17 protein-coding genes are annotated in these 17,341 nt (G+C 58.3%); 6 read left to right on the top strand and 11 right to left on the bottom strand.

Translation table 11 applies throughout. The annotated features are described in order from the left end of the window. Positions 1–85 precede the first annotated feature (85 nt). Together hemB and AC4FIA_RS09760 are read left to right on the top strand one after the other, a co-directional pair. On the top strand, positions 86–1,084 hold the full coding sequence (gene hemB / locus AC4FIA_RS09765; protein WP_490365689.1) for a porphobilinogen synthase: 999 nt from the start codon (positions 86–88) through the stop codon (positions 1,082–1,084). A gap of 111 nt (positions 1,085–1,195) precedes the next feature. After that, complete coding sequence (locus tag AC4FIA_RS09760; protein ID WP_287477138.1) at positions 1,196–1,753, top strand: lipid-binding SYLF domain-containing protein; 558 nt, start codon at positions 1,196–1,198, stop codon at positions 1,751–1,753. A gap of 113 nt (positions 1,754–1,866) precedes the next feature. On the opposite strand, the gene scpA is transcribed toward AC4FIA_RS09760, so the two are convergent. Next, the gene (scpA, locus tag AC4FIA_RS09755) at positions 1,867–3,996 is read right to left on the bottom strand and encodes a methylmalonyl-CoA mutase (RefSeq protein WP_103909518.1); all 2,130 of its coding nucleotides are present in this window, start codon (positions 3,994–3,996) and stop codon (positions 1,867–1,869) included. A gap of 179 nt (positions 3,997–4,175) precedes the next feature. On the opposite strand from scpA, the gene AC4FIA_RS09750 reads away from it, so the two are divergent. After that, positions 4,176–4,622, top strand: coding sequence for a DUF4174 domain-containing protein (locus AC4FIA_RS09750; RefSeq protein WP_287475276.1), 447 nt, complete (start codon positions 4,176–4,178; stop codon positions 4,620–4,622). Between the two features lie 102 nt (positions 4,623–4,724). Here the strand turns inward: AC4FIA_RS09750 and AC4FIA_RS09745 are convergent, their stop codons facing one another. From AC4FIA_RS09745 to AC4FIA_RS09720, 6 genes are all read right to left on the bottom strand, one after another. Further along, the gene (locus tag AC4FIA_RS09745; RefSeq protein WP_490365688.1) at positions 4,725–6,725 is read right to left on the bottom strand and encodes an acetyl-CoA carboxylase biotin carboxylase subunit; all 2,001 of its coding nucleotides are present in this window, start codon (positions 6,723–6,725) and stop codon (positions 4,725–4,727) included. A gap of 132 nt (positions 6,726–6,857) precedes the next feature. Then, the gene (locus AC4FIA_RS09740; RefSeq protein WP_103909515.1) at positions 6,858–7,061 is read right to left on the bottom strand and encodes a hypothetical protein; all 204 of its coding nucleotides are present in this window, start codon (positions 7,059–7,061) and stop codon (positions 6,858–6,860) included. A gap of 340 nt (positions 7,062–7,401) precedes the next feature. After that, entirely contained in the window at positions 7,402–7,761 is a 360-nt protein-coding gene (locus AC4FIA_RS09735) for a hypothetical protein (RefSeq protein ID WP_103909514.1), read from the bottom strand. A 78-nt stretch (positions 7,762–7,839) separates the two neighbouring features. After that, positions 7,840–7,986 carry a hypothetical protein gene (locus tag AC4FIA_RS09730; RefSeq protein ID WP_200813172.1) on the bottom strand — a complete coding sequence of 49 codons (147 nt, stop codon included), beginning with the start codon at positions 7,984–7,986 and terminating at the stop codon, positions 7,840–7,842. A gap of 211 nt (positions 7,987–8,197) precedes the next feature. Next, positions 8,198–8,818 carry a DUF6497 family protein gene (locus AC4FIA_RS09725; RefSeq protein WP_490365687.1) on the bottom strand — a complete coding sequence of 207 codons (621 nt, stop codon included), beginning with the start codon at positions 8,816–8,818 and terminating at the stop codon, positions 8,198–8,200. A 54-nt stretch (positions 8,819–8,872) separates the two neighbouring features. Then, complete coding sequence (locus tag AC4FIA_RS09720) at positions 8,873–10,405, bottom strand: acyl-CoA carboxylase subunit beta (protein ID WP_490365686.1); 1,533 nt, start codon at positions 10,403–10,405, stop codon at positions 8,873–8,875. Positions 10,406–10,593: 188 nt separating this feature from the next. On the opposite strand from AC4FIA_RS09720, the gene AC4FIA_RS09715 reads away from it, so the two are divergent. Both AC4FIA_RS09715 and AC4FIA_RS09710 read left to right on the top strand, forming a co-directional pair. Next, positions 10,594–11,823 (top strand): multidrug effflux MFS transporter, encoded by a 1,230-nt coding sequence (locus tag AC4FIA_RS09715; RefSeq protein ID WP_490365782.1) that lies wholly within the window; start codon positions 10,594–10,596, stop codon positions 11,821–11,823. A 40-nt stretch (positions 11,824–11,863) separates the two neighbouring features. After that, positions 11,864–13,261, top strand: coding sequence for a helix-turn-helix domain-containing protein (locus AC4FIA_RS09710; RefSeq protein WP_490365685.1), 1,398 nt, complete (start codon positions 11,864–11,866; stop codon positions 13,259–13,261). Here the strand turns inward: AC4FIA_RS09710 and AC4FIA_RS09705 are convergent. The 4 genes from AC4FIA_RS09705 to gatC are packed head-to-tail and all read right to left on the bottom strand — an operon-like array spanning position 13,246 to position 16,474. After that, the gene (locus AC4FIA_RS09705; protein WP_490365684.1) at positions 13,246–13,962 is read right to left on the bottom strand and encodes an N-acetylmuramoyl-L-alanine amidase; all 717 of its coding nucleotides are present in this window, start codon (positions 13,960–13,962) and stop codon (positions 13,246–13,248) included. The two genes, AC4FIA_RS09710 and AC4FIA_RS09705, sit on opposite strands and share 16 nt — an antisense overlap. Further along, on the bottom strand, positions 13,920–14,672 hold the full coding sequence (locus AC4FIA_RS09700) for a hypothetical protein (protein WP_490365683.1): 753 nt from the start codon (positions 14,670–14,672) through the stop codon (positions 13,920–13,922). The genes AC4FIA_RS09705 and AC4FIA_RS09700 overlap by 43 nt, the downstream gene beginning before the upstream one ends. A 33-nt stretch (positions 14,673–14,705) precedes the next feature. Beyond that, on the bottom strand, positions 14,706–16,187 hold the full coding sequence (gene gatA, locus AC4FIA_RS09695; protein ID WP_490365682.1) for an Asp-tRNA(Asn)/Glu-tRNA(Gln) amidotransferase subunit GatA: 1,482 nt from the start codon (positions 16,185–16,187) through the stop codon (positions 14,706–14,708). Further along, positions 16,187–16,474 (bottom strand): Asp-tRNA(Asn)/Glu-tRNA(Gln) amidotransferase subunit GatC, encoded by a 288-nt coding sequence (gene gatC, locus AC4FIA_RS09690; RefSeq protein WP_287475264.1) that lies wholly within the window; start codon positions 16,472–16,474, stop codon positions 16,187–16,189. Before gatC ends, gatA begins: the two co-directional genes overlap by 1 nt. 167 nt (positions 16,475–16,641) lie before the next feature. Between gatC and AC4FIA_RS09685 the strand changes: the two genes are divergently transcribed. Then, positions 16,642–17,334: a metal-dependent hydrolase gene (locus AC4FIA_RS09685; RefSeq protein ID WP_490365681.1), complete on the top strand. Its 693-nt coding sequence runs from the start codon at positions 16,642–16,644 to the stop codon at positions 17,332–17,334. Positions 17,335–17,341 lie beyond the last annotated feature (7 nt).

Below are 17,341 nucleotides of genomic sequence, written 5' to 3'. Positions count from 1 at the left end.
GCTGTTCGAAACGGCGAAGACTGGACAATACTGTGGCTTCCAGTGCATCCAAGTGGAAACCGGAACACAGTAAGCGGACATCCACATGCAGCCTGTACAAGCCCCCTTTCCAGCCACACGCTTTCGCCGCGCGCGCAAATCCCAAGCCATGCGCGATCTGGTACGGGAAAACACGCTGACACCGGCCGATTTCATCTGGCCCGTGTTTGTGCGCGACGGTGAGGGCGTATCCGAGCCGATCCCCTCGATGCCCGGCGTGAACCGCTTGTCTGTCGACAACATCGTCAAAGCCGCAAAAGAAGCACATAGCCTTGGCATTCCGGCGATTTGCCTGTTCCCCTACACAGATCCATCCAAGAAAACCAAAGACTGCGCTGAGGCATGGAACCCCGACAACCTGTCGAACACCGCCACCCGCGCCATCAAGGATGCGGTGCCCGAGATGCTGGTCATGACGGATGTCGCACTTGATCCCTATAACATCGATGGCCACGACGGATTTGTCGAAGACGGCGTGATCGTGAACGACCGCACGGTCGAGGCATTGGTCAAACAGGCCCTGTCGCAGGCGGACGCAGGGGCAGACATTATCGGCCCGTCGGATATGATGGACGGCCGTATCGGCGCAATGCGTTCGGCTCTTGAGGCTGAGGGGCATCAGAACGTACTTCTGCTCAGCTATTCGGCAAAATACGCATCGTCTTTCTACGGTCCGTTCCGCGATGCTGTGGGCGCATCCGGTGCGCTGAAAGGCGACAAGAAAACCTACCAGATGGATCCCGCCAACAGCGATGAAGCGCTGCGCCTGATCGCACGTGATCTGGCGGAAGGTGCCGATATGGTCATGGTCAAGCCGGGCATGCCCTACTTGGATATTTGCCGCCGCGTGAAAGACACGTTCGGCGCGCCGACCTATGCCTATCAGGTGTCCGGCGAATACGCGATGATTGCGGGCGCAGGCCAGAACGGCTGGGTCGATGGCGAAAAGGTCATGATGGAAAGCCTGATGTGCTTCAAACGCGCAGGCTGCGACGGGATCCTGACCTATTTCGCGCCAGAAGCGTCCCGTTTGCTGAATAAATAGCGATAACTCGCGTACCATATTCAGAATGCGTGACATTCTGCGCAACAAGGGATAGAATTTCGGCATAATTCGGCGCACAAGCCGGAACAGGCAACCATCGAGAGCGGTAATATGAACAATTTTTCACGACGGGGCTTTGCCCTCGCGCTTGGCGCAACCAGCCTGACAGCGGCATGCGCAAACGGTGTCGGCAGCAATGGCGGCGCACGCATTGATGCGCGCGTTGATGCGACACTGAACCAGATGTATTCGCAATACCCCGGCACAAACACGCTGCGTGCGAAATCCACCGGTATGCTGGTCATGCCGCTGGTGACCGAAGCAGGCCTTGGTCTGGGTGGCGCGTACGGACGTGGCGCACTGCGCATCAACGACGTGACAGTCGACTACTATTCGGTCGCGAAAGCATCGGGCGGTCTACAAATCGGCGCACAGCAATACGCGCACGTTCTGTTCTTTATGACGGACGAAGCACTGCTGAACTTCCGCCGCTCGCCCGGTTGGGCGGCTGGCGCGAACGTCGAATATGCGATCCCGTCGGGTGGCGAGACGCTGGCAGCCGAGACCACGACTTCGACCGCACCGATCATCGCGGTGATCTTTGGTCAATCCGGTCTGCGCCTTGGCGCTACATTGGACGGCACCAAGTACACGCGGATCATTCCCTAAGCCATCACGGCAGAATTTGAAAGGGGGTCGAGTTTTCTCGGCCCCTTTTTTCATGTGCGCACAACAAAAAAGGGCCGGAAAACTCCGGCCCTTTTCTAACCTTGTCGAAAAGATCAGCTGCGCGCTTCGCGGATCAGTTTCAGGATATCCTGAGCAGCCTCGGGGATGTTGGTGCCCGGACCAAAGATCGCTTTCACGCCTGCCTTTTTCAGGAAGTCATAGTCCTGCTGCGGGATAACACCGCCACAGATGACCAGAATATCCTCGGCGCCGGCCTCTTTCAGGGCCTGAACCAGCTGCGGTGCCAGCGTTTTGTGGCCAGCCGCCTGACTGGAGATACCGATGACGTGCACGTCATTGTCGACGGCGTCCTGCGCGGCCTCTTCCGGTGTCTGGAACAGCGGGCCTACATCAACGTCAAAGCCGATGTCGGCAAAGGCTGTTGCGATGACCTTGGCACCACGATCATGACCGTCCTGCCCCATCTTGACCACCAGCATACGCGGGCGGCGGCCTTCTTGTTCAGCGAACTCTTCGACTGACCGCTGGATCGCGGCAAAGCCTTCGTCGCCTTCATAGGCCGCGCCATAGACGCCAGCCAATGTCTTCACCTCGGCGCGGTGACGTCCGAATACTTTTTCCATAGCCATCGAAATCTCTCCTACCGAGGCACGGGCGCGTGCTGCCTCAACTGCCGCTTCCAGAAGGTTGCCACCTTCGGCGGAACGACGTTCCAGTTCGGCCAGTGCCGCTTCGCAAGCCGCCGCATCGCGGGTCGCGCGGATGTTGTTCAGACGCGCAACCTGAGCTTCGCGCACCTTGTCGTTATCGATATCAAGGATGTCGAGGTCGTCTTCTTTCTCAAGACGATACTTGTTCACGCCGACGATCACGTCTTCGCCACGGTCGATTAGCGCCTGACGGGTCGCCGCTGCCTCTTCGATACGCAGTTTAGGCATGCCGGAAGCCACGGCTTTGGTCATGCCGCCCATTTCGTCGACTTCTTCGATCAATTTCCACGCGGCTTCGGCCAGATCGTGGGTCAGCTTTTCGACGTAGTAGGAACCAGCCAGCGGATCGACGACCTTGGTCACGCCGGTTTCTTCCTGAAGAACCAGCTGCGTGTTTCGTGCAATGCGCGCACTGAAGTCTGTGGGCAAAGCAATGGCTTCGTCCAGCGCGTTGGTGTGCAGCGACTGCGTGCCGCCCAGAACCGCGCTCATTGCCTCGTAAGCCGTCCGGATCACGTTGTTGTAGGGATCCTGTTCTGCCAAGGACACGCCGGATGTCTGGCAGTGGGTCCGAAGCATTTTGGAACGCTCGCTCTTGGCACCCAGATCGGTCATGATGCGGTGCCACAGCATCCGCGCGGCACGCAGCTTGGCGATTTCCATGAAGAAGTTCTTGCCGATGGCAAAGAAGAACGACAGGCGGCCTGCGAATTTGTCCACGTCCATGCCACGGGCCATCGCCGTGCTGACGTATTCCTTACCGTCCGCCAGCGTGTAAGCCAGTTCCTGAACAAGGTTCGCGCCAGCCTCTTGCATGTGGTAGCCCGAAATCGAGATCGAGTTGAACTTGGGCATCTCGTTCGAGGTGTATTCGATGATATCCGCGATGATCCGCATCGACGGTTCCGGCGGATAGACATAGGTGTTGCGCACCATGAATTCCTTCAGAATGTCGTTCTGGATCGTGCCGGACAGAACCGAGCGGTCATGCCCCTGCTCTTCCCCTGCTACGATAAAGTTCGCAAGGATCGGAATAACCGCGCCGTTCATCGTCATCGAGACCGAAACCTTGTCCAGCGGGATGCCGTCGAACAGGATTTTCATGTCTTCAATGCTGTCGATGGCCACACCGGCCTTACCAACGTCGCCCACAACGCGTGGGTGGTCACTGTCGTAACCACGGTGCGTGGCAAGATCGAAGGCAACCGACACACCCTGCTGACCGGCAGCAAGGTTGCGACGATAGAAGGCGTTGGATTCCTCGGCTGTCGAGAAACCTGCGTACTGGCGGATCGTCCACGGACGACCTGCATACATTGTCGCTTTAACACCGCGCGTGAACGGGCCGATGCCCGGAAGGCTGCCCATATGCGGCAGGTCCTTCACATCGTCTTCGGTGTATAGTGGCTGAACCGGAATGCCTTCCAGCGTGTTCCATGTCAGGTCATCAAGGGGCCGGCCACGCAGTTCCTTTTCGGCCAGCGCCTTCCAGTCGTCTTTGTTGGCTGTCATGTCAGTGTCCTTCCGTAGTGCAAGCCGTCCCCGAATGCGCAAATCGCGCGACCAAAGCGGGGTGGCATGGCGAATGGGAATGCGCGGCACGGGCCTGGCCTGTCCGGCATTGAATTTTTTCTCGGCCCGAGGGGGCGAAGCTATTCGTTTTCAACGCAGTCGCGCCTATATTGATAGGCATGAGACGGATACTTGCCTCTGCCCTTGCGGCGTTGATGTTGTCTGGTCCCGCAGCGCACGCCGCTGACGGAGCCGCAGGTGTGCCCATTCTAGAAGCGGGCAACCATGAATTGTCTGAATTTCTCTGGCTGAAACGGCCCATCGTCGTCTTTGCCGACAGCCCCGCCGATCCACGGTATGTGGAGCAGATCAACCTGTTGACCGAACGGCTGGATGTTCTGGAAGAGCGCGATGTGGTCATTCTGACCGACACCGATCCAGCGGCCCAATCAACCATCCGCACCGAACTACGCCCGCGCGGTTTTATGTTTGTCCTGATCGCAAAAGACGGCACCAAGGTGCTGCGCAAGCCGTTCCCTTGGGACGTGCGCGAAATCACACGATCTATCGACAAACTGCCATTGCGCCAGCAGGAAATCCGCGACCAGCGCAACGCATTGCCATAAGCCACGGCAAACCCCGACTGGCCCGCGTTCATGCCGAACGTGGCCTGAGCCGTGGGGGCGTTCATCACGCCCCCTGCTATCGGGGATTGCCGGATCATCGGCTTATTCGAACTCCATGATCACTTCGTCGACGGCAAGGTTGTCACCAGCCGATGCGTTGATCTTGGACACGACACCCTTACGCTCGGCGCGCAGGATGTTTTCCATCTTCATCGCCTCGACGGTGCACAGCGCCTGACCTTCCTGAACCTCTTGGCCGACTTCGACGTCGACTTTGACGATCAGACCCGGCATCGGGCAGAGCAGCATCTTGGAGGTGTCCGGCGGCAGTTTTTCCGGCATCAGGCGCGCAAGTTCGGCCTGACGCGGGGTGCGCACGTGAACTTTCAGATCAGCACCGCGGGACCGGATACGGAACCCGCCCGAGATTTTGCCAACCTTCAGCACCAGCGGCGCACCATCAACGTCCATCGTCGCCAACTGATCACCCGGCGTCCAATCACCAGATACGCGCAGCTCTGCACCATCTTCGAAACGGACGGTCGAACCGTCACGATCCGCAGCGATAGTCACGTCATAGCTTTGACCCTGCAGGGCAACGTTCCAGCTTTCACCAACGTGGCGTTCGTGGTTATCCAGACGCCCCGAGATACGGGCGCGACGGATTTCCGCGACACGGTTCATCGCTGCCGTTGCCGCTGCGATCCGGCGCAGATCGGCATCGCCCAGTTCAACGCCTTCGAACCCGTCAGGATATTCCTCGGCGATGAAAGCCGTGGTCATATTGCCCGAGGTAAAGCGTTCGTGGTCCATAACCGCAGACAGGAACGGCAGGTTGTGACCAATGCCTTCGACCTCAAAGCTGTCCAGCGCGTTGCGCATCACTTCGATGGCTTCGGCACGGGTCGGGGCCCATGTGCACAGCTTGGCGATCATCGGGTCGTAGTACATCGAAATCTCGCCGCCCTCGTAGACGCCGGTATCGTTACGCACGATGCCAGCACCCAGTTCGCCTTCTGCCGGCGGACGGTAGCGTGTCAGACGGCCGATGGACGGTAGGAAGTTGCGGTACGGGTCTTCGGCATAAAGACGGTTTTCAATCGCCCAGCCGTTGATCTTCACGTCGTCCTGAGTGATCGACAGCGGCTCGCCATTGGCGACGCGGATCATCTGTTCAACCAGATCGACGCCTGTGATCAGTTCGGTCACAGGGTGTTCCACCTGCAGACGTGTGTTCATCTCAAGGAAGTAGAAATTCCGGTCACCGTCGACGATGAATTCCACTGTACCCGCGCTGGTGTAGCCCACTGCCTGCGCCAGAGCGACAGACTGTTCGCCCATCGCTTTACGTGTGGCTTCGTCAAGGAACGGCGACGGCGCTTCTTCGACAACCTTCTGGTTGCGGCGCTGGATCGAACATTCGCGTTCGTTCAGGTAGACGCAGTTACCATGGGCATCGGCCAGAACCTGAATTTCGATGTGGCGCGGCTGTGTGACGAATTTCTCGATAAAGATACGGTCATCGCCGAAGGACGACGCTGCTTCGTTTTTGGACGACTGGAAGCCTTCACGCGCTTCTTCGTCGTTCCACGCGATCCGCATGCCCTTACCGCCGCCACCGGCAGAGGCCTTGATCATCACCGGATAGCCGATCTCGTTCGAGATTTTGACGGCTTCATCGGCGTCTTCGATCAGACCCATGTAACCGGGAACGGTGCTGACGCCCGCTTCCTGCGCGATTTTCTTGGACGTGATCTTGTCGCCCATTGCTTCAATCGCTTTGACCGGCGGGCCTACGAATGCCACACCTTCGGCTTCCAGCGCCTGTGCGAACTTGGGGTTTTCCGACAAGAAACCATAGCCCGGGTGAACGGCCTGTGCGCCGGTCTGACGGATGGCATCCATGACCTTGTCGATCACGATGTAAGACTGGTTTGCGGGCGGCGGGCCGATGTGTACGGCTTCATCGGCCATCTGCACGTGAAGCGCGGCTTTGTCAGCATCCGAATATAGCGCGACCGTCTGGATACCCATCTTGCGCGCAGTTTTGATCACACGGCAGGCGATTTCGCCGCGGTTCGCGATCAGGATCTTGTTGAACATGTCCGTCCCTTTCCAGTCATGGCTCCTGCGGGTCCTCTCCCGCTGGGGCAAGGCATGAAAAAACCGCCAAAGCCAGACGGCTTTGACGGCGTTTCAATAGTGATCGGTCCCAGAAGGGACCGGCTGTTCAGATCAGCAGCGTTCCGGATAGGATTGGCAATAAGCGACGTTGCCGCCTGCGCCAACAATTGCGCCGGTCGCGATGTCGCCATCAACCGCTGCAGCTGTACCTGCACCCGCGGCCGCGCCGATGAGTGCCTGTTCGCCAAGCGTGTCGCCACAAGCCGCAAGGCCGAAGAGCGCCACGATAGCAGAGATTTGTGTGAGTTTACGCATTTGGAATGCTCCTTTTGATTTCTCGCCCTGTGCTGATGGAATAGCGCGAAAACAGCCAAAAGGTTCCAACAATTCGTGCGCACACCTGCGTGATCGGCAGATTTTTGCCCGAACTGCATAAATTCAGAGGAAAAAACGGGCGGCTGGCTCGGGGATGCGCCAAGCCGCCCTTTAGGGGAAGGGTAACGGTAATCGCGCAGCAGATCGCCTGCCTGCGCCGTCAATGACCCGTTAAGGGACATCCAGAGGCTGACAAAAACATTCCCACCTTCCAAGAGGTTGAATGCTTTTGCACGCGGATCGGCTTGATCCCGCCTCTTATCGGATGCCCTAAGCAGGATCATGCCCATAAATCCTGTTCAAACGCTTCGGGAAACGCGTGACGCGCAGCCTTTTCGTCGATGACCAGCAAAGATTCATAGCTTTCCGGATCGAACGGATCGTCCACCGGCAAAACTTCGCGACCGAACAGCCAGCTCAGGCGTCCCGCGTCCAGATTGCCCCGTTCGAACGGTTCGGTCCCGAAATGCAGCCACAACGCGTTCATGAACCACAAGTCCGCCTTGCGATCAGGCGAGCGGCGATCGGCAAAGCGTTCGCGACGTGTGATCGGCGTGACCCCTTTGGGGTTCGGACGGCGAATGGTGAATTGGAAATCTGTACCGGGAAGACGCCCCGGGAAACCGCGATGTTTCAGCATGTGCCGCCCTCCACCAAAGTAAAGGACATCGCGCGGCAGGGTGTCAGGACGGCCTCAGCGGGCCGTCCCGACGAAAACTTATTTGAATTTGCCTGTGTATTCCGGCTCGACGCTGATCGGCTCCGGATCAATGATGACAAACTCTTCTTCTGTCGAGCTGCCGCCACATGCCGCGAGGGTCGCGACAAAGCCGAACAGCGCGAAGAATTTGATGCTCTTAGACATGCTCTTCTCCTGTATCCATTTTTATGGGCGTCGCGGGCCTTGGGTCCCGACTGCCCCGTTTTTGAGGTGGCTCCCTGGAGGAAACCGTCCTTAGGAATACAGGAAGACGTGTCGCAAAGATACGTTTTGCCAGCGCAATCCGTGACTTGTGACTCGAAAGCCGCAAAAGCGGGTTCAAAGTAACGACGCCGCGCAAGATATTGTGTTCGCATTAAAATGCCTCCCAGATGCAGAGACCATCAGAGATGCTGAAAAGTTCGAAAACCTGCAAGGCATCAGGATCGGCAACACCAAATTCAGTTGGCCTGTCACCCATACTGATCACTACCTGAGAAGCGCTCAGGCCCTGCCCTGCGACGTCCTGCAGCACGTAATCCGAACACAAGAATTCCAGATCGCCCGTTGAAACGGCCAGATCATCCGTGGTGTTGGACAGTTCCGGCACAACAAAGCGGTAGCGCAGCAGGTCCATGTCCTTCAGGACTTCCTGCAAATCAGCTATCCGGTCGGATGGCAGGATAATGGACTGCGCAGAGGCAGAGGCCGCAAAGACAGCGGTAGCGAACAGCGCGATAACGTTTGGAATGGCTATGAAGTTTGTGAGAAAGTCGCAGCCCCGACCACCTGATGGTGCTCCTCCCGCCGGGGCCGCGTGACTGCGGATCTTATCCGCTGTCGTTAACTCTGTGCCCGAGTTGCGGTCAATCGCCACGCTCGGTGCTGGAATCATTAGCAGATTGCAAACATTACGCAACAGGTTATCTGAATGCCGGAAATCCCCCGCATTCAGCGCCTGTTCGCGCACGTCATATTTGCACTGCCAAGTCGACATTCTGGTTCCTTCAGAACAAGATTGGAGCGCGCGACAGACGCCGCGCGCAACGGATCACAACGGGATATTGTCGTGCTTTTTCCATGGGTTGGTAAGCTGCTTACCACGCAAGGATGCAAAGGCACGGCTAACACGGCGACGCGTGGACCGCGGCTGGATGACCTCATCGATAAAGCCGCGTTCGGCGGCCACGAAGGGGTTCGCAAAGCGGTCTTCGTATTCTTGCGTGCGTGCTGCGATTTTCTCGGGATCGCCCAATTCGGAGCGGTAGAGAATCTCTGTCGCACCCTTCGCACCCATCACCGCAATCTCGGCTGTGGGCCATGCGTAGTTAAAGTCACCACGCAGGTGTTTGGACGCCATAACGTCATATGCACCACCGTAAGCCTTACGCGTAATCACGGTCACTTTCGGGACCGTTGCTTCGCCGTAAGCGAACAGCAGCTTCGCGCCGTGTTTGATAACACCACCGTATTCCTGCGATGTGCCCGGCAAGAAGCCCGGAACATCAACCAGCGTCAGGATCGGGATTTCGAAGCAGTCACAGAAGCGCACGAACCGCGCGGCTTTGCGGCTGGAGTCGATATCCAGACAGCCCGCCAGAACCATCGGCTGGTTCGCAACAACACCCACGGTCTGCCCTTCCAGACGGACAAAGCCGGTGATGATGTTTTTCGCGTAATCTTCCTGAATCTCGTAGAAGTCGCCTTCGTCCGCGATTTTGGTGATCAGCTCTTTCATGTCATAGGGCGTGTTGGGGTTGTCGGGGATCAGTGTATCCAGCGACTCTTCCACACGGCCCGGTTCATCAAAGAAAGGACGAACAGGCGGCTTTTCGCGGTTGTTCAGCGGCAGGAAGTCGACCAGACGACGAACCTCGGCCAATGCCTCGACATCGTTTTCGAACGCACCATCGGCAACAGACGATTTCTTGGTGTGAGTGGACGCACCACCCAGTTCTTCTGCGGTGACGACCTCGTTGGTCACGGTCTTCACAACGTCAGGACCGGTGACGAACATGTAGGACGTATCCTTCACCATAAAGATGAAGTCTGTCATCGCGGGGCTATACACCGCACCACCCGCACAGGGGCCCATGATGACGGAAATCTGCGGGATCACACCGGACGCCATGATGTTGCGCTGGAACACTTCCGCGTAACCCGCAAGCGACGCAACGCCTTCCTGAATACGCGCACCACCCGAGTCGTTGATGCCGATCACAGGCGCGCCGTTTTGCATCGCCATATCCATGATTTTGCAAATCTTCTGCGCGTGGGTTTCCGACAGCGACCCGCCGAACACGGTGAAGTCCTGCGAGAAGACATAAACCATACGGCCGTTGATCGTGCCCCAGCCGGTCACAACACCGTCGCCTTTCGGGCGGTTTTCCTGCATGCCGAATTCGGTGCAGCGATGGGCGACAAACATGTCGAACTCTTCAAAGCTGTCTTCGTCCAGCAGCAGCTCGATGCGTTCGCGCGCTGTCAGTTTGCCCTTGGCGTGTTGCGAGGCGATACGCTTTTCACCACCACCCAGTCGGGCCTCGGTGCGGCGATCCTCAAGCTCTTGCAGAATATCTTTCATCGGACGGCTCCCTTCGCTGTTCTATGCTGCATCGCAGAGCAAGGGGGCTGGCTCAAGGAAAATTCGGCAAATTTGCAAAGTTTGAATAATGTCAAAATCGAATATTGCAAAATCGCAAATACGCAAACGCGCTGTTGCAAATCATTCTGGCAATGGACAGCCCCCATGTGCCGCCCTACCACTATACCATGAAAAACGCCCCTGACGTCCGGTTTATGGACCGGTCAACGCCACCGCATATTTTGACGCTGATCTTACTGGCCGGAATTTCCGCGCTGGTCATGAACATGTTTTTGCCCAGCCTGCCAAAGATGGCCGAGTACTTTGATGCCGATTACGCGCTGATCCAGCTGTCTGTTGCGGTTTATCTGGGCGTGAACGCGGTGTTCCAGATTTTCATCGGCCCCGTGTCCGACAAACTGGGCCGACGGCCCGTGATCCTTGGCGGGATCGCTGTCTTTCTGATTGCGACGCTGGGCTGCATCTTTGCCACGAACATCTGGGTCTTTCTGGCATTTCGTATGATGCAGGCCACAATCGTGACCGCGATGGTCCTAAGCCGTGCGGTTGTGCGTGATATGGTCCCACAAGATCAGGCGGCCTCAATGATCGGTTACGTCACCATGGGCATGAGCGTGGCGCCCATGATCGGCCCCGCCATCGGTGGCGTTTTAGACCAGGCGTTTGGCTGGCAGGCGAATTTCTGGGCCTTCTTTGCATGTGGCATTCTATTGCTTGCACTGGTCTGGCACGATCTGGGGGAAACCGCTGCTAAGTCCTCGCTCAGCCTAGGCCAGCAGTTCGGCGAATACCCCGAGCTTCTGAAAAGCCAGCGTTTCTGGGGCTATGCGTTGTCTTCTGCATTCTCGTCAGGCGCGTTCTTTGCTTACCTTGGCGGCGCGCCGTTTGTCGGATCCGTGGTCTTTTCCCTGCCCCCTGCGATGCTGGGCCTGTATTTTGGTGCACCCGCGCTTGGTTACTTCATGGGCAACTTCATTTCTGGGCGCTATTCGGTACGCATTGGCGTGAACCGCATGGTCCTGTGGGGCGCGCTGATCAACGGCGTGGGCATCGCCATGTCGCTGGCATTGTTCGGACTGGGGTTGGGATCAGCGATCAGTTTTTTTGGCTTCATGACCTTCGTGGGTTTGGGCAATGGCATGACCATTCCCAACGCGACCGCCGGCGCCCTGTCTGTGCGCCCACATCTGGCGGGCACGGCCTCTGGCCTGTCCGGCGCGATCATGATTGGTGGCGGCGCGCTGTTGTCGGCCCTGGCGGGCATGCTGCTGACGCCAGAGGCAGGCGTATGGCCCCTGCTCTGGATCATGCTCAGCACGTCGATCTGCGGTGTTCTTGCCATTGTGTGGGTCATTCACCGCGAACGTCAGATTTCAGCACTGGACGCCACCAGCTAAATTTTGCAAACCTTTGCAAAGAACATTGCAAAGGCGCAAAATGGCTGTCCAGAAACTCTATGTCGGCGCAAAGCTTCGTGAATTCCGGTCGCGCCTTGCGCTGACCCAAAAGGACTTTGCAGCCAAGTTGGGCGTGTCCCTGCCCTATCTGAACCAGATGGAGAACAACAACCGCCCCGTATCATCGGCGGTTATTCTGGCCTTGGCGCAAGAGTTCGGCTTTGACGTCACCGAGCTTGGCCACGGCGACACGGAACGCCTGATCACCGACATGCGCGAGGCTTTTGCCGATCCGGTGTTCACCGACACGCCCCCACTGGCAGACCTGCGGCTGGTGGCATCAAACGCCCCTGCCCTTGCCCGATCCTTTCTGGAATTGCACCGCGCCTATCGCCAGACCCATGAACGTCTGGCATCCCTCGACGAAGCATTGGGCCGCGAAGGATCGCAGCTTCAGCCCAGCCCGTGGGAAGAAGTGCGCGATTTCTTCCACTATTGCGACAACTACATCGATGCCGTCGACCGCGCGGCCGAGCATTTTGCCCAAAGCCTGGAAGGCCGCGGCGACGTGCGCAGTGCTGTCATCACCCATCTGGAAAACCACGGCATCCGCGTCACCATCGGCCCGATCCGAGGCCTGCGCAACTACGATGCCTTGAATAAGACACTGACCTTGTCGGAATACGCGACGCACGAAACTCAGACTTTCCAGATCCTTTTGCAGGTCGCCCTGCTTCAGCAGGAAAAGCTGCTGGATGCGACATTGGACTTGGCCCGTTTTCAGACCGAAGAGGCGCGGATCATCGCGAAAATCGGCTTGGCCAACTACTTTGCCGGTGCGGTTCTGATGCCGTACAACGCGTTCCTGAGCTCAGCACAGGAAACGCGGCACGATCTGGAACGGCTATCGACACGGTTCGGTGCATCCATCGAGCAGGTCGCGCACCGTCTGTCTACGCTGCAACGCCCCAGCGCCAAGGGTATCCCGTTCTTCTTTGTCCGCGTCGATCAAGCGGGCACGATCACGAAACGCCATTCGGCCACACGCCTGCAATTCGCCCGTTTCGGCGGGGCTTGCCCGCTTTGGAACGTACACAGCGCCTTTGAAACGCCCGGTCGTTTTCTGCGCCAGCTGTGCGAAACGCCCGACGGTGTGCGCTATCTGTCACTGGCGCGGGACGTGTCCAAAACTGGCGGTCAATACGGTGCGCCTGTGCGCCGCTTTGCCATCGCTTTGGGATGCGAGATCAAGCACGCGGGCGCGCTGGTGTACGGCGATGGTCTTGATTTGGCGCGCGACGATGCGTTCGAGCCTATCGGGATTTCCTGCCGGATTTGCGATCGTAAAAACTGCCATCAGCGATCGGTCCCACCGCTTGAACGCAAGCTGACAATCTCGCCCGACCGCCGCGATATCCTGCCTTACGACGTGCAGTAGGTCTGGTTCGGCCAGTCACGCGCCAAGGCCGCCATGACCTGGGCATCGTCTTCGGTCAACGGCCCCTCTGCATGGGGCCGAAACCGCATGCGGAAGGCATCAAGCACCTGTTCGCGATTGTCGTCCGTAACGCCAAATCCAAAGCGGATCGCGTTTTGGTAAAAATCATCTGCGTCGTCGACCATCTCTGGCCAGATCGCCAATCCACGCAAAGCCAAACGCCGCCAGTCAAAGCGCCTGCCAGGATCGATTTTGCGTCCCGGAGCCATGTCTGAATGGCCGATCACCCGTTCAGGCGTGATCGACCAGCGGTCCATGATACCCGTCATCAGTGTCTCAAGCGCAGTCATCTGCGGTTCGGAAAAAGGCTGCGATCCGGTGTTGGAAATTTCGATCCCGATAGAGCGTGAGTTCATATCGGTGATGCTGCCCCACTGCCCCGCGCCCGCGTGCCAAGCGCGCTTGGCCTCATCGACAAGCTGCCAGACCGTGCCGGTTTCGGAAATCACGTAGTGGGCAGAGACCTGTGCTTCTTCGTTGCACAGCCAGTCACGCGCTTTTTCGGCGCAATCCATGGCGGTGTAGTGAAGCACGATATGGTCAGGCTGCGCGCCATCACGTCGCGGCCCGAAGTTGGGCGATGGATGCCAGATGATGCTCAGTTGCTGCTCCGCACGGCGCGGAACGGTGCCGGGTTCCATGTGCAGGCGAAACCGTCGCCGTCACTGTCCAACCCTTCGCGGTCTTTCTCGGGACCGCCGCTGGCCAGAAACGCTTCTTGGGCCAGATCGGGGCTGGCATAGGCGGCACAGTTGCGTTCTTCCTTGGCCTTGCTGGCAAAGCTAGACCGACGGTACAGCGACTGTCCTACCACGTTTGTGGTGCGCAGCGCGTAATCAACGATATTCGGACCCGTCGCGCCTTCGCGTGTTGGCAGGGCTGTGGGCTGGATCACCTGATAGGCCGCTTGGTTTTGTGCACGCAGAGCGGCGTCTGCCTGAATGCTGCGTTCGTCAGAAACAGCGCCGAAGTCGTTTTCGTTGGAAATCCCGACCGAGTTCGAAACGACCTGCGGCGGCGGGTTGGACGGCGATGCCTGAACCGGCACCTGACCCGAATTTGCCGCCCGCAATGCTGCCATGGCGTCGGCCTCAAGGCTGTCATCAGCCGCACTTGCTGTCGCTGCGGCAGAGGTAAAGCTGCCCTGTGGACCCAATGTCGAGGTGCTGACAGAGGCCGCAGGCGGGATCACCGCCGTGCTGGGTGCGCGACCTTCCAGTCGCGCATCGACCGCTGCGCGGCGGTTGCCATCCACGTTGTCAAAACCAACGCCAGCCGCACTATCGGGGATCGAGGGCGAACATGCCGCCACAGCAGAAAGTGCGAAAAATGAAGCAACCAAGAACCGCATGGTCATGTCCCTAACAGGTAAAACGCAGCCGGATTACCACCATTTCTCGGGCTTGGCCACAAAGCCTGCGGCCTGCTCAAGAGCGTAGGCGGTATTCAGCAGATCGCCTTCTTCCCACGGACGACCGATCAGCTGCAGGCCCAGCGGAAGGCCGGTGCTGTCCAAACCGGTCGGCACCGAAATACCCGGCAGACCGGCAAGGTTCACAGTCACGGTGAAGACGTCGTTCAGGTACATCTGGACCGGATCGGCGTTCTGCATTTCTCCCAGACCAAAGGCCGCCGACGGTGTCGCCGGTGTCAGGATCGCGTCGACGCCTTGGGCAAAGACATCCTCGAAATCCTTTTTGATCAGCGTACGGACCTTACGGGCGCGGTTGTAGTACGCATCGTAGAAGCCAGCCGACAGAACGTATGTGCCCACCATAACGCGGCGCTGCACTTCGTGGCCGAAGCCTTCCGCGCGGGTTTTTTCATACATTTCGGTGATGCCGTCGCCTTTACCGATCTGCGCGCGGCGGCCGTAGCGAACGCCGTCATAGCGTGCGAGGTTCGAAGACGCCTCGGCGGGGGCAATCACATAGTAGGTCGGCAGCGCGTATTTGGTGTGCGGCAGCGAGATATCGACAATCTTCGCGCCAGCGGCTTTCAGCATTTCCGTGCCGTCTGCCCACAGCTTTTCGATTTCGGCGGGCATGCCGTCCATGTGGTACTCTTTCGGAATACCAATGGCTTTGCCTTTAATGTCGCCTGTCAGCATCGCCTCGAAGTTCGGCACAGCCAGATCGGCGCTGGTCGAGTCTTTGGGGTCGTGGCCGCACATCGCTTCAAGCATGATGGCTGCGTCGCGCACGTCTTTGGTCATCGGGCCCGCCTGATCCAGAGAGGACGCAAACGCCACGATGCCCCAACGGGAACAACGGCCATAAGTCGGCTTGATGCCGGTGATGCCGGTGAAGGCCGCAGGCTGGCGGATGGAACCGCCGGTGTCTGTACCGGTCGCCGCCAGACACAGATCAGCGGCAACGGCCGAAGCCGAACCGCCGGACGAACCGCCCGGTGTCAGTTGACGATCGTCAACCTTCCACGGGTTCACAGCGTTGCCGTAAACGGATGTTTCGTTGGACGAGCCCATGGCGAATTCGTCCATGTTCAGCTTGCCCAGCATAACCGCGCCAGCATCAAACAGCTGCGTGGTGACAGTGGATTCATATTCCGGCTTGAAGCCTTCCAGAATGCGCGATGCCGCCTGAGACGCCACACCTTTGGTGCAGAACAGGTCTTTGATACCCAAGGGCAAACCACACAGGTCCGGCGCATCGCCCGCCTTGATGCGTTGGTCCGCCGCCTTCGCCATATCCATTGCGATTTCAGGCGTTTTGTGAACGTAAGCACCCAGCGCATCCGCGCCTTCGATGGCGGACAGGCATGCCTCGGTCAGTTCAACAGATGTGACGTCGCCTTTGCGCAGCGCGTCGCGCGCTTCGGCCAGCTTCAGTTTATTCAGATCAGACATTATTCAACCACCTTCGGAACCGCGAAAAAGCCTTCACGCGCGTCGGGCGCGTTTGCGAGGATCTTGTCCTGCTGGTTTCCGTCCGTGACGCCATCCTTGCGGCGCTTCAAACGCATCGGCGTGACCGAGGTCATCGGTTCGACACCTTCAACATCGACTTCGTTCAGTTGCTCGATGAACCCGAGAATGTCGTTGAATTCTTGCGCCAACGCGGGCAGCGCATCGTCTTCGACCTTGATGCGGGCCAGTTTCGCCACGCGCCGTGCGGTCTCTGTATCAATGGACATGGGCCATACCTTGTCTGTCTTTGGGTTTCTTGCAGTCGCGTTTAAACCCGCGTTGCAAAACCCGCAAGCGCATGGGGGCATTTGCGGCCCCCTTACCCGCAGAAACAGTATCGCTTTTGCCTCTTTTGGCTCTACCATCACGCAAAACAATTCAGGGAGAGCTTGCAATGAACATTATCTGGCTTGGACACGCATCGTTCCGCATCGAAATCGGCGATGCCGTTTTGCTGGTGGATCCGTGGCTGAACGGCAACCCCAGCTTTCCGACCGAACGCGCCCAAGAGGCCACCAAAGGTGCGACGCATATCCTGCTGACGCATGCCCATTTCGATCACGTGTCCGAGGTTGTCGACCTGTCCCGCGCCCTATCGGTTCCCGTCGTGGGACAATACGACCTGATGGGCTATTGGACCGAGCACGAGAAAATCGAAACCATCGGCTTCAACAAAGGCGGCACGGTGGATTTGAACGGCATCAAGGTCACTATGGTGCACGCTGTTCACTCCTCGACATTCCAAACGGCAGACGGCCCCGTCGCGCCAGGTAGCGAATGCGGCTTTATGATCTCGGGCGAAGGACACACGATCTATGTCTCTGGCGACACCGACGTGACCGCCGACATGGGCGTGTTCAACGCGCTGCATGAACCGGATATCGGCATCCTCGCCGCTGGCGGGCATTTCACGATGGATATGAAACGTGCAGCTTTCGCCGCGAAAACCTTTTTCAATTTCAAAACACTGATCCCCTGCCACTACAAAACGTTTCCAATTCTTGAACAATCGGCAGAGCTTTTGGTGCAGGCCCTGCCCGATACCAACGTGATCGAACCCGAGGTGCTGGTGCCAATCACGCTTTAAAGCCGCT

The sequence above is a fragment of the Thalassococcus sp. genome (assembly GCF_982780845.1).
The sequence above is the reverse complement of the archived record's forward strand: the minus strand, read 5'-3'. Positions and strand labels throughout refer to the sequence as shown.

Coding starts and splice junctions, on each gene's coding strand:
- AC4FIA_RS09740 (WP_103909515.1), bottom strand. CDS start 7,061: ATGCGTAAACTCACACAAATCTCTGCTATCGTGGCGCTCTTCGGCCTT.
- AC4FIA_RS09685 (WP_490365681.1), top strand. CDS start 16,642: ATGAACATTATCTGGCTTGGACACGCATCGTTCCGCATCGAAATCGGC.
- AC4FIA_RS09745 (WP_490365688.1), bottom strand. CDS start 6,725: ATGTTCAACAAGATCCTGATCGCGAACCGCGGCGAAATCGCCTGCCGT.
- AC4FIA_RS09735 (WP_103909514.1), bottom strand. CDS start 7,761: ATGCTGAAACATCGCGGTTTCCCGGGGCGTCTTCCCGGTACAGATTTC.
- gatA (WP_490365682.1), bottom strand. CDS start 16,187: ATGTCTGATCTGAATAAACTGAAGCTGGCCGAAGCGCGCGACGCGCTG.
- AC4FIA_RS09720 (WP_490365686.1), bottom strand. CDS start 10,405: ATGAAAGATATTCTGCAAGAGCTTGAGGATCGCCGCACCGAGGCCCGA.
- gatC (WP_287475264.1), bottom strand. CDS start 16,474: ATGTCCATTGATACAGAGACCGCACGGCGCGTGGCGAAACTGGCCCGC.
- AC4FIA_RS09715 (WP_490365782.1), top strand. CDS start 10,594: ATGAAAAACGCCCCTGACGTCCGGTTTATGGACCGGTCAACGCCACCG.
- AC4FIA_RS09705 (WP_490365684.1), bottom strand. CDS start 13,962: ATGGAACCCGGCACCGTTCCGCGCCGTGCGGAGCAGCAACTGAGCATC.
- AC4FIA_RS09710 (WP_490365685.1), top strand. CDS start 11,864: ATGGCTGTCCAGAAACTCTATGTCGGCGCAAAGCTTCGTGAATTCCGG.
- AC4FIA_RS09760 (WP_287477138.1), top strand. CDS start 1,196: ATGAACAATTTTTCACGACGGGGCTTTGCCCTCGCGCTTGGCGCAACC.
- AC4FIA_RS09730 (WP_200813172.1), bottom strand. CDS start 7,986: ATGTCTAAGAGCATCAAATTCTTCGCGCTGTTCGGCTTTGTCGCGACC.
- scpA (WP_103909518.1), bottom strand. CDS start 3,996: ATGACAGCCAACAAAGACGACTGGAAGGCGCTGGCCGAAAAGGAACTG.
- AC4FIA_RS09750 (WP_287475276.1), top strand. CDS start 4,176: ATGAGACGGATACTTGCCTCTGCCCTTGCGGCGTTGATGTTGTCTGGT.
- hemB (WP_490365689.1), top strand. CDS start 86: ATGCAGCCTGTACAAGCCCCCTTTCCAGCCACACGCTTTCGCCGCGCG.
- AC4FIA_RS09725 (WP_490365687.1), bottom strand. CDS start 8,818: ATGTCGACTTGGCAGTGCAAATATGACGTGCGCGAACAGGCGCTGAAT.
- AC4FIA_RS09700 (WP_490365683.1), bottom strand. CDS start 14,672: ATGCGGTTCTTGGTTGCTTCATTTTTCGCACTTTCTGCTGTGGCGGCA.